The 11,596-nt window shown below is 68.7% G+C and carries 10 protein-coding genes; all 10 read right to left on the bottom strand.

Annotated features, from left to right (window positions below; genetic code table 11):
- On the bottom strand, nucleotides 1-800 hold an 800-nt coding region (locus HMPREF0591_RS13175; RefSeq protein WP_007169059.1), incomplete at its 3' end, for a crotonase/enoyl-CoA hydratase family protein.
- Nucleotides 797-1,942, bottom strand: a complete 1,146-nt coding sequence (locus HMPREF0591_RS13170; RefSeq protein WP_007169058.1) for a thiolase family protein — start codon at nucleotides 1,940-1,942, stop codon at nucleotides 797-799. The genes HMPREF0591_RS13175 and HMPREF0591_RS13170, both read right to left, overlap by 4 nt.
- A 154-nt stretch (nucleotides 1,943-2,096) precedes the next feature.
- Nucleotides 2,097-2,606, bottom strand: coding sequence for a hypothetical protein (locus tag HMPREF0591_RS13165; RefSeq protein ID WP_040622473.1), 510 nt, complete (start codon nucleotides 2,604-2,606; stop codon nucleotides 2,097-2,099).
- Nucleotides 2,607-2,845: 239 nt separating this feature from the next.
- Nucleotides 2,846-4,330, bottom strand: coding sequence for an aldehyde dehydrogenase family protein (locus tag HMPREF0591_RS13160; protein ID WP_007169056.1), 1,485 nt, complete (start codon nucleotides 4,328-4,330; stop codon nucleotides 2,846-2,848).
- 90 nt (nucleotides 4,331-4,420) lie between these two features.
- Nucleotides 4,421-5,635: a cytochrome P450 gene (locus tag HMPREF0591_RS13155; protein ID WP_007169055.1), complete on the bottom strand. Its 1,215-nt coding sequence runs from the start codon at nucleotides 5,633-5,635 to the stop codon at nucleotides 4,421-4,423.
- A gap of 8 nt (nucleotides 5,636-5,643) precedes the next feature.
- Entirely contained in the window at nucleotides 5,644-6,633 is a 990-nt protein-coding gene (locus tag HMPREF0591_RS13150; RefSeq protein WP_007169054.1) for an SDR family NAD(P)-dependent oxidoreductase, read from the bottom strand.
- Nucleotides 6,626-7,768, bottom strand: a complete 1,143-nt coding sequence (locus HMPREF0591_RS13145) for a spirocyclase AveC family protein (protein WP_007169053.1) — start codon at nucleotides 7,766-7,768, stop codon at nucleotides 6,626-6,628. The genes HMPREF0591_RS13150 and HMPREF0591_RS13145 overlap by 8 nt, the downstream gene beginning before the upstream one ends.
- Before the next feature lie 12 nt (nucleotides 7,769-7,780).
- Nucleotides 7,781-8,893 (bottom strand): ABC transporter substrate-binding protein, encoded by a 1,113-nt coding sequence (locus tag HMPREF0591_RS13140; RefSeq protein ID WP_007169052.1) that lies wholly within the window; start codon nucleotides 8,891-8,893, stop codon nucleotides 7,781-7,783.
- Between the two features lie 85 nt (nucleotides 8,894-8,978).
- Entirely contained in the window at nucleotides 8,979-9,821 is an 843-nt protein-coding gene (locus HMPREF0591_RS13135) for a CbbQ/NirQ/NorQ/GpvN family protein (protein ID WP_007169051.1), read from the bottom strand.
- Nucleotides 9,822-9,929: 108 nt separating this feature from the next.
- On the bottom strand, nucleotides 9,930-11,579 hold the full coding sequence (locus HMPREF0591_RS13130) for a nitric oxide reductase activation protein NorD (RefSeq protein WP_083212201.1): 1,650 nt from the start codon (nucleotides 11,577-11,579) through the stop codon (nucleotides 9,930-9,932).
- Nucleotides 11,580-11,596: the final 17 nt, after the last annotated feature.

Below are 11,596 nucleotides of genomic sequence, written 5' to 3'. Positions count from 1 at the left end.
CGGGCCTTCCAGACCGGCTCCCGCTTCTCGGCGAACGCCAGCGGCCCCTCCTTGGCGTCCTCCGACCTGATCAGGTCGCGCATCTCCTTCACGGTCCGCGCCCAGCCCGCCTCTTCGTCGGTGATGACGCCGTCGTCGACGCCGTAGGCGATGCGCTTGCTGGCCTGCACCGACAGCGGCGCGTTGACCGTCACCCGCGCGGCCAGCTCCAGCGCGGCTTCCAGCACCGTGCCCTCACTGACCACCCGATTGATCAGGCCCCATTCGAGGGCATCGGCGGCGGTGATCGGCTCACCGGTCAACAGCAGCTCCATCGCCACCTTGCGCGGCAGCTGCTGCACGATCCGGAAGACACCGCCCGCCGCGGCGATGAGCCCGCGCTTGACCTCCGGCAGGCCGAACTTCGCCCGCTCGTCGGCGACCACCAGGTCGCTGGCCAGGGCCAGCTCGGTGCCCCCGCCCAGCGCGGTGCCGTTGACCGCCGCGATGGTCGGCTTGTCGATGAAGTGGTGCACATAGCCGGCGAAACCCCACTCGGGACGGTCGGGGTGGTAGATGTTCTCCCGGCGCGAGATCGCCTTGAGGTCGGCGCCGGCGCAGAACGACTTGTCGCCGGCGCCGGTGATCACCACGGCCCGGACCTCGCGATCCTGTTGGGCCTCTTCCAGTGCGTCGCCGACGCCAATGCTGACGGCACCGTTGATCGCGTTGCGGGCTTCCGGCCGGTTGATGGTGATCACCATGACGTTGCCGCGGCGCTCGGTCAGCGCGCCGGGCGCCGCGGTGTCAACGTCCGTCACAACAATTCCACGATGGTGGCGTTGGCCTGGCCGCCACCCTCACACATCGTCTGCAGGCCGTAGCGAATTCCCTTGTCCCGCATGTGGTAGAGCAGCGTCGTCATGATCCGCGCGCCCGAGCCGCCCAGCGGGTGCCCGAGCGCGATGGCGCCGCCGTTGGGATTGAGCTTCTTCTCGTCGGCGCCGATGTCCTTCAACCATGCGAGCGGGACCGGGGCGAACGCCTCGTTGACCTCGTAGGCCCCGATGTCGTCGATCGACAGCCCGGAGCGCTTCAGCGCCTTCTGGGTCGCCGGGATGGGCGCGGTCAGCATGATCACCGGGTCGGCGCCGGCCAGTACCGCGGTGTGCACCTTCGCGATCGGCTTGAGGCCGAGTTCCCTGGCCTTCTCGGCGGACATGAACAGGAGTGCGGCCGAACCGTCGGTGATTTGCGAGGAGTTGCCGGCGTGGATGACGCCGTCTTCCTTGAACGCCGGCTTCAGCGACGCCATCTTCTCCATTGTGGTGCCGCGGCGGACGCCCTCGTCCTTGAGCACGACATTGCCGTCCTGATCCTTGATGCCCACGATCTGGTCGTCGAACGCGCCCGAATCCTGTGCTGCCGCAGCCTTTTCGTGTGATGCCAGCGAGAACTCGTCGAGCGCGGTGCGGTCGAAGCCCCACTGCTCGGCGATCATTTCCGCACCGATGCCCTGGTTCGGCGTCCGGTGGTACCGGTCCTTGAAAGCCTGGGGGTACGGGTTGCCGCCGTTGGCCAGCGACGAGCCCATCGGCGTCCGCGACATCGACTCGACACCGCCGGCGACGACGACGTCGTAGTGCCCGGCGACCACGCCCGCCGCGGCGAAGTGGATGGACTGCTGGCTCGATCCGCACTGGCGGTCGACGGTCACGCCCGGGACGGTTTCCGGCCAGCCGGCGGCCAGCAGGGCGGTGCGGCCGATGTCGAGGGCCTGCTCACCGGCCTGCATCACGCAGCCCCAGATCACGTCGTCGACGATTCCCGGGTCGATACCGGCCTTGTCGACCAGCCCGTTCAGGACCTGCGCGGACAGGTCGGCCGGGTGCACCCCGGACAGTCCGCCGTTGCGCTTACCGAGCGGTGAGCGCACTGCCTCGACGATGACGGCTTCAGCCATGGTGATGTCTCCTTTGACGCGTGGAATTCAGACGACGGTCTTCCGTCGATTGTCAACCAACGCGTTGGACGGTCACCGGCCGGGGTCGCACTTGTGGGAACGGGCGAACGCATGCCAGCCGACATGGGACCGATGCAGGAGGGTCAGCGGCGACTCATCGGGTGTAGGGCACGGGGCGGGCGTTCGCGTATCCGTCCCACCACCGGAACAAGCTGTCCAGGTCCTGACCACCGTGGACGTTGAGGAGCAACAGTTCCCGATCACGTGTCCACTCGATATCGGGGGCGCCCGCGAAGGTGCCGCAGAAAATCTGGCCGGCGGCCTCGCCGGGGTTCGCCGTGTAGTGCCACTGCCCCGGCGAGCCCTCCACACCCGGGCACGGCACTGGCGAGTAGTCAGACCCGCGGCTGGCCAGGTCATTCTGGAAAGCACGGTTCATCGAGTCCAGGTCGGCAAATCGCGTGAAGCGTCCGGCCATCGGCGCGATCAGCCCGGCGTTTTGGTCGCAGTCCAGACTGGCCACCGACCCGGGGGGCGCGTCGCCGACCGGTTTGCAGGCATTGCCCGCGAACCCGAACGGCAACTCGTCAACGATTTGTTGCTCTTCGGGGTTGAACGGCGCTGCGCCCGCGGGCGCAGCGCCGACGTGCGCGGCGAGACTCAAACCGCCGAGTAGAGTGAGCACGCCGAAAGCGCTCCATGCCGCCCGCCAGGAAACCGGCTGTCGGCGCGGGCGGGCCGTCGAGGGCGCGAAACCGCGAGGTGAAGTGTCCATGCGAGCATTGGACGATTCGACCGAAGGCGTGCAATAGGGACGGAAGTCGCCTCTTCCGGGACGTTGGGCCCTTCCCACCCGCGGGCCGTGTACTCCACGGCACCGTACGAAGCGCACCGTTGCTCACCTCATCCGGCGGGGTAGGCCACCGATTTGATCTCGGTGTACTGGTCGAACCCGGCGATGCCGTTCTGGCGTCCCACGCCGCTGTATTTGTAGCCGCCGAACGGGGTGTCGGCGCCGTAGGGCGCGCCGCCGTTGACACCCATGAAGCCGGCCCGGATCCGGCGGGCCACCGCCAGCGAGCGCTCCAGCGAGCCCGACATCACGTTGCCGGCCAGCCCGTACTTGCTGTCGTTGGCGATCCGGATCGCGTCCTCCTCGTCGTCGAACGGGATGACGCACAGGACGGGCCCGAAGATCTCCTCCTGGGCGATCGTCATCGAGTTGTCGACATCGGTGAAAAGCGTTGGCCTGACATAGAAGCCCTTGTCGAACCCGGTCGGCGCGTCGGGCCCGCCGACGAGCGCGGTCGCCCCCTCCTCGACACCCTTGCGGATGTAGCCCATCACGCGGTTGCGCTGCACCTCCGAGATCACCGGCCCGCACAGCGTTCCCGGGTCCTGCGGGTCAGCGCACGTGACGTTCTCGTAGATGCTCTTGAGGATCTCCACGCCCTCGTCGTAGCGCGACCGCGGCAACAACATCCGGGTGGGGTTGGCACAGCCCTGACCGGCGTGCATGCACGGCGCGATGCCGATCGCACAGGCCATCCCGAAGTCGGCGTCCTCCAGGACGATGGTGGCGGACTTGCCGCCCAGCTCCAGGAACAGCCGCTTCATGGTCGCGGCGCCCTTTTCCATGATCCGCTGCCCGACCACGGTCGAGCCGGTGAACGAGATCAGGTCGACCTTGGGCGAAAGCGTAAGCTCCTCGCCCACAAAGTGATCCGACGCGGTCACGACGTTCACGACGCCCGGGGGAATGTCGGTCTTCTCCGCGATCAGCCGGCCCAGGCGGGTCGCGTTGAACGGCGTGTTCGGCGCCGGCTTGAGGACCACCGTGTTGCCGGTGCCCAGCGCCTGGCCGAGCTTGTTGATGGTGACCTCGAAGGGGAAGTTCCACGGCACGATCGCGCCGACGACACCCACCGGCTCGCGCCACACCTTGCGGGTGGTCAGCGTGCCGGTCAGGCTGATCACCTTGTCGCCCAGGTCGGTTTCCCAGGCGTACTCGTCGATCAGCCGGGCGGGATAGCGCAGCCCGTCTTCCAGCGGGGCGTCCAGCTGGGGGCCGAAGGTGATGGCCCGCGGCGAACCGACCTCGAGGATGAGTTCCTCGCGCAGCTCTTCCTTTTCCGACTCGATCGCCTCGTGCAGCTGCAAGAGGCACCGCTTGCGCAGCTCGCGGTTGGTCGACCAGTCGGTCTCGTCGAAGGCGCGTCGGGCGGCGTCGATCGCCCGGTGCATGTCCTCCTTGGACGCGTCGGCGACCTCCCCGAGCGGCTCCTCGGTCGCCGGGTTGATGTTGGTGAAGGTGCCGGCCTGCCCGTCGACGAGCTTGCCGTCGATCATCATCTTCGGCTCGAACCGCACCTTTACAGCCTCGGTCATGTTTGTCACTCTCTTCTGAGTCGTTGAGGGGCTACAGAGAGCCTTACCGGAAACTAGCCGATTGGCAAGCCGCAACCTCCGCCGGGCCGGTCATCGGGGGTCGAACAGCACCGGCACCGACGTCGGCGAACGGAAGATCTGCCCGCGGATGTGCGGGTCGTCCGCGTCGGGGTCCAGGCGCAGGTTGGGCAGCCGGTCGAGCAAAAGGTTGATGGCGGTGCGCATTTCCAGCCGCGCCAGGTGCATCCCGAGACAGACGTGCACGCCGTGCCCCCAGCCCAGGTGCGCCCGTGCTTGCCGGAAGATGTCGAACCTGTCCGGATCGGGGTGACGGTCCTCCTGCCGGTTGGCCGATCCCAGCATCGGCATCACCGTGGAGCCCTCGGGTATCGGCACCCCGCCGAGTTCGGTGTCGCGGGTGGCCACCCGGGTGATCGTCAGCAGGGGCGGTTCCCAGCGCACACCCTCCTCGATGGCCTGCGGCAGCAGCGACCGGTCCGCGCGGATGGCATCCAGCTGCGCGGGGTCCGACAGCAGCGCGAGCAACAGGCTGCCCAGGGACCGGTACGTCGTCTCCACCCCGGCGGGCAGCAGCAGCCGCAGGAACGAGTAGATCTCCTCGTCCTCGAGCTTCTGCCCGTCGATCTCCGCCTCGGCCAGCGCACTGATCAGGTCATCCTTCGGCTTGGCGCGGCGGGCGGCCAGGATGGGTGCGAAGTAGTCGCAGAGCGCGGACGAGGCGGCAAGTCCGCGTTCCGGATTCAGGATCCAGCTGAGCAACGAGATCGACCACCGCTGGAACTGGGGATAGTCCTCCTCCGGCAGGCCCAGCAGGCCCGCGATGATCCGGCTCGGGTAGTCGAAGGTGAATTCCTTGACCAGGTCGGCCTTTCCGTTCGCCGCGAACTTGTCGATCAGGCTGTTGCCCACCCGCCCGACGAGCTCGTCCTCCCAGCGCGCCAGCGCCTTCTGCGAGAACGCCTTCGACACCAGCGAGCGCAGCCGCCCGTGCACCGGTTCGTCCATGCCCAGCATGACGCGCTCCCCCAGCACCGGCCCGAACGCGGCGATGACGGCCGCCGACGAGAAGGTCTCGTTGTCGCGCAGCATCTGCTGGGCTTCCTCGTGCCGGTAGACGATGAAGACCGGCTTGGACTCCTCGTGCGGCATGCCCGACACATCCAGGCGCTGGATGGGCTCCTCGCGGCGCAGCCGCGCCAATTCGGTGTACGGGTCGCGCACGTCACCGGAGACGGCGTCGTCGAAGGCGCCGAAGTCCTCCAGGTCGTCGAATAGCTGTTCCATACTTCCCCTCAGTCCCCTTGACTTCCCTTGCGTTTCGCCGCCAGCGCGGCCAAGCGTTGCAACACCGGCTGCGGTAGCACGCGCGCCGCGAACACCATCGCCCGCTGGCCCACCGTCAGCGGCCATGCCCCGTCCCGCATCGAGCCCTGTCTGGGTATGCCGAGCACGACCCGCGACACGTGGTGCATGCCGGAAGACGGCAGGATCCTGTTGGCCGCCAACAGCATCGAGGCGTCCGCACCCACGCCGCGGCGGCGGAAGGGCACCCGGTCGTCCAGCGCCTTGAGCAGGCCGTCGGTGAACTTCTCGGGCGGCCTGGCGAGTTTCATCGCGGCCCTGCCCCGGGTGTTCATGGTGTGGTGCAGCCGGGCGTACGGGCCGCCGAAGTCGCGATCGTCGATTGTCCCCGCGTCGGTGATGATCGCGGTGTCGTACATGCCGGCCACCAGGACGGTGACACCGAGACCGAAGGGCGCGATCTCGCACCCCATCGACTCACCCCAGCGCTCCAGCGCCCCCTTGGCCGCCGAGTACGGCGCGGTGCCCGGCTGGCCGCGCACCCCGGCCGCGCTCGATACCAGGATGATGCGACCCTCGCCCGCCGCCCGCATCGACGGCAGCAGAGCCTGGGTGAGCGCGACGGGACCCAGGACACTGGTGGCGAACATGTTCTGCCACAGCGTCATATCGGCCTCTTCTACCATTCCGGCGGCCGAGATCCCGGCGTTGTGCACCAGCGCATAGGGGGCGCCGACGGCCTCCTCGATGGCCTTGGCCGCCGCCGAGATCGACGCGGGGTCCAGCAGGTCGAGTTGCACGCCGATCAGCCGATCGTCGCCCTCGTCGGCCCCGATGGCCACCCGCAGCAGCGGGAGGCCGAGGTCGGGCGTGCGCATGGCCGCGACCACGCGCCAGCCTTCGCGGTGGAGCCGCACGGCGGAGGCGAACCCCAGACCGCGGGACGCGCCGGTGATGACGACGGTGCGCGGCTCAGCCATGGGCGCTCGGGGTTGCGCAGGCGCCGACACCCGGCGGTGGCGGGTCGACGTGCGGACGCCCGTGGGGCTCCCCGCTGGCCCAGGTCGACCAGATGCCGACCGAGTACGGGCCCTGCGCACCGGCCTTCTCGTAATAGCCCTGCGGGTCGTACACTTTCGCCTCCGGGTATGGCCACGGGCAGGCGACGGAGGTCGCCGCATGGCTGACCTTGATGACCCAGAACCATGCTCCGTAAGCGAAATACGACACGTTGATGATGGCGAACATCACCAGGAAGGTGCCGAGCACCGGGCGGGCCGGGAAGATCCTGGCCTTCGCGGCGAGCTTCTCGGCCACCGATTTTCCGGTGTCGTCGCGGTAGCAGAGGATGGCCGCCGGAACCATCACAAAGGTCACCGAGAATGACTCCCAGATCAGCGGGAATTGGAAGGTCGTGCCGGTGAACACCGAGCCCCACGGGATGACCTGGGAGTAGATGTACATGCCCATGTGCACGAGCTGGATCTCCAGCCAGGCATCGAAGACGAAGCCGATCGCACACGTCAGCAGACCCAGGCTGACCAGCGGGTGCCGCGACACGAACGCCGTCGGCCCGTATTTCGCCTGCAGTTTGCGCAGGATCCAGATTGCCGGGAAATAGGGTCCGAGATAGAAAGTGACGTAACCGAATACGACGAACGGCTCGACGGTCGGCGACAGCGAGACCAGCGGCCAGGATTCCGGCCAGTGAATGAGATCCGGGTTGTACACCGCGAACGGGGCCCAGTTCATGATCGGGTCCTGCCACACGATCAGCGTGGTGCACAGGAACATCAGCATCACCGGGCTGCCCGGGTTGCGGCGCCAGCCCCTGATGAACACCACCAGCAGGACGAGCAACATGACGACGGTGGAGATGTGCAGGAAGGTGATGTAGTCGAGGCCGAAGATGAACCTGACCGGGCGGGGCCGTCCTTGCACGTTCGGGTTGGCGACGCGGGGGTCCAGCGCGACGCGGCAGTTCGCGATGAAGAACAGGGCGAACGCGGCGAGGGCGGCCCCGGCGATCCAGCCGCCCCGGCCGCGCTTCTCGATATGCCGCGGGGGCGCCGGTTTGCCCTGCGCGACAGGCGGTATGGATTGGTCAGTGCTCATGCCTTGACAGCCTCACTCTCCGAAGCGATCGACCAGATGCGAGTTGGTGCCGTCGGCGTCCAGGGTGCGGGCCACCAGATACCCCGCGCCCATCCACGCCCGCCGGGTCCATTTCCCGAAGGAGACGCGGGTGCCGGGGGCGCCCGACGCGGCGGGCATCATCTTCACCCGCTCCAGCGCCTCTTTGACCCCGCGCGGGCTCAGCGGGTGGGCATCGGCGAACGCGCGCACGAGTGTGGCGGCGACGTCGCGGTTGACCACCGAGACGCAATACTCGGGCCGGCTGCCGTCGTACTTCTCCGCGTAACGGTCGAGAAAGTCCTGGCCGAGCCGGTTCTCCTCGTCGTACTGGTCGACCCCGACCCAGCCCATGAACGCGTCCCACATGATCGGGTTCACCCAGGCGTTCTGGAATGCGGTGGTGGTGAACCGCGGCGGATCCCAATCCACGGCCGCAAGCGCGGGGTTGATGAAGACGATGCCGAAGCCGAAGCCCAAATGCACGATCGCCTCGGCCTTGGCCTCGTGCAGCGTGCGGACGGCGTCGTTGATGTCCTGCGCGGTCTGGGCGATCGCCGCCTCCGCGACGATGCGAATGCCCTTGCGGCGGCACGCGCTTCGCAGGTTCTTCAGGTAGCTCTCGCCGATCAGGTTCTGCTCCACGAGGACCCCGATCTCGGAGAGCCCGCGTTTGGCGACGAGGTCGGCGATGAAGATCGGCTCGTCGGTCATCGAGCCCTGCGGGAACGCGAACGTCCATTCGCCCAGCCAGTCGTCGGTGCCGGTGACGCTGATCGCCGGCACCTTGAACCGCTCCTCGATCGCCTCGCGGGTCGGCACGCAGTTGTCGGTGATGTGCGGACCGAACACCAGCAGGCAGCCTTCGTCGACGAGCTCGCCGAACGCGTCGATCACGGCCTTCACCGAACCCTTCGGCAGGCCCTCCACCTCGCGGTAGATCATTTGCACGGGGCGGTCGATCCGGCCCTGTTCCAGGGCCTCTTCGAAGATGAGGTCGAAGCAGCGCGTGAAGCTCGCCATCAACTCCTCGGGGAATCCCGGCGGCAGCGTGAAGTCCATCAGGTAGCCGACCTTGATCGGCTCAGCGGTGCTTTCGTAGGACATCGGACCTCCCAGGACTTCACGCGCGCCGATTCACGCCGAACCTAATTTTTGTTCAGACCCTAGCGGTGGCCGTATGCAGCGTCAATCATTCGTCCGACCCGCCCAGGTAGACGTCGATCATCTCGGCCAGGGCCCTGCCCACCGCCACGTCGTCGGTCAGCGGCCCGGCGATCGCGGCCCGTGCCGCCTCGCGCATCGGCAGCCCCTCGGCGACCAGCCTGCCGGCCGCGATCAGCACCCGGGTCGACGCGACCTCGCGCAAGCCTCCGGTCTCCAGCCGGCGGATCGCCTGCCCGAAACGCACCAGCTCCGCGGCGATCGCACCGTCCACGCCGGCCTCGTGTGCGACGATCCCCTCTTCGACATCGGCTGCGGAAAAATCGAATTCGATGGCGATCATCCGCTGCCGGGTGGAATCCTTGAGGTCTTTCAGCACGCTCTGGTAGCCGGGGTTGTAGGACACCACCAGGCCGAATCCGGGTGCCGCGTCCAGCGTGACACCGAGGCGCTCGATCGGCAGCTGCCGCCGGTGATCCGCCAGCGGATGCAGCACCACGGTGGTGTCCTGCCGTGCTTCCACCACCTCGTCGAGGTAGCAGATCGCCCCCTCGCGCACCGCCCGCGTCAGCGGGCCGTCCACCCACACGGTTTCGTCGCCCTGCAGCAGGTACCGGCCGACGAGGTCCGCGGTAGTGAGGTCGTCGTGGCAGGCGACGGTGATCAGCGGCCGGCCCAGGTCGTGAGCCATCGCCTCGACGAATCGCGTTTTGCCGCAACCCGTCGGCCCCTTCAGCACGAGGGCCAGGCCCTGGCGGTAGGCCGCCTTGAAAACCGCCTCCTCGCCACCGATCGCCTTGTAGTAGGGGCGCGACCCGTCGACCTCGGGCATCGCGCCGTTCCGGTGCACCAGCCCGGACTCGTTGGCCATTGCTTCCCCTCTGCTACCCACGGTGAACGGAGCCTATCGCGGAACAGATGTTTGTTTCAAGGCGTCTGACGAGCGGGTTTAGCGCCGATGCGAGAATTCTGTGACGCGTCATGACACCCTGCGCCGGACCTCGGCCGAGCGCAGCGCCGACCGGAACAGCGGTCCGATCACCGCCGCCAGCTGGTCCGGTCGCGCGACGGTTGCGTGCGCCGCGCTGCCGAAGACCCGGCGCAGCGACAGCACGTCGGTCCCCGCCCCGACGGTCAGGCAGACACAGCCGGTGCCGCGGCGGCGGGCCTCGGCCAAGGCGCGGCGCGCGTCCGCGGCGCCGTAGGTCCGCTCGTAGCCGTGGTCGTAGGCGAGGCCGTCGGAGATGACCACCAGCAGCCGCCGCGACGTGCCGCCGCGCGCCTCCAGCACCGCCGACCCGTGCCGGATGGCCGCGCCCAGGCGCGAATACGCGCCCGGTTCGAGGCTGTTGAGCCGCCTCATGACCCGCGTATCGAGGTGGTCGTCGAATCGCTTGACCGGCACCATGCTCACCGCGCGCCGGCCCTGCGAGTAATAGGCGTAGAGCGCGACCCGATCCCCCAGGTCGTGCAGCGCGACCGTGAGGTTGGCAACCGCCACGCGTTGTTGCTCGTGCACCGTCCGGCCCACCGTGCCGGGCTCCGCCGCCGACCCGGACACGTCGAGTAGGAGCAACACGGACAGATCCCGCCGGCGCCGCAGGCTGTCGAGATACACCGCCTCGTCGGGCACCGACCCCGCCAGCGCCTCGACGCGGGCCTCGACCGCCGCGTCGATGTCGATGTCGTCGCCCTGTGCCTGCCGGTGGCGGCGGTGCAGGCCCATCCCGAGCCGGGACAGCGGGCGCCGAACCCCGATGGCGGCTTCGATCGCGTGCGTCGCCGAGGGTTTGATCTCCGGGTCGACTTCGCGCACGGTGCACCACGCGGGCCGGTACCTCCTGCGCGTGGCGTCCCATTCCGGATAGGTGGCACCGTCGCCGGCGGTGAGCGGCGCGTCGCCGTCCTCGCTCGACGTGGCGGCCAAGGAGGTCACCGCTTGCAGGCCGCGCTTGGCGGAGTTGGTCCGGTGCGTCGGCGCGTCGGCACCGGGCGGCCCGCCGCCGCTCCCGGTCTTGCGCGCCGAGGAGAGCATTCTCTTGAGCCACTTGCCGATGAAACCGCCGCCGCCCACCGGGCTGGTGAACAGATCGGGATTGTCGGAGTCGTCGATGTCGTCGTCGTCGAGCTGCTCCAGGTCCGTGGTGCCGCGGCCGCCCGGGACATGTCCCGGCGATTCGCCGTCTGACTGCGCGGCCGTCCGGGTGTACGCGGTCAATACCTTCCCCGCCCGGATGACCCCGAACTCGGGCGCCGGATCGTCGATCACCGTGCGGCCCTTGGCGATCCGCAGCGAGGCGGCGGGCGAAACGCTGCGGCCCGCGACGGCGCGGTGGCCCAGCGTCGCGAGAACGCCCGGCAGCAGGTGTCCATTGGCGACGAGGGCGCGATGTCCCTCCACCGCCAGGTAGCGCCGGGCCAGGCGCGGGTGACGCGCCAGCGCGCGCATGACGTCGGGGTCCAGGCTGCCGGCCGCGATCATCGACGCCTGCACGGCGACCGCTTCGAGCCGCCCGCGGTCGGTCGCGCCGGCGTCGATGTGAATCGTGCGGCCGTCCGTCCACGGCGGCTCGCCCGGCCGCAGCTCGGACACCGCCACCGCCCGGCCCGCAAGCGCTGAGGCGAACATGCCGAGGCCCGGCAACC

Source organism: Mycobacterium parascrofulaceum ATCC BAA-614 (assembly GCF_000164135.1).
Lineage (GTDB): Bacteria > Actinomycetota > Actinomycetes > Mycobacteriales > Mycobacteriaceae > Mycobacterium > Mycobacterium parascrofulaceum.
Note: the sequence above shows the minus strand (reverse complement) of the source record. Positions and strands in the feature narration are given on the sequence as shown.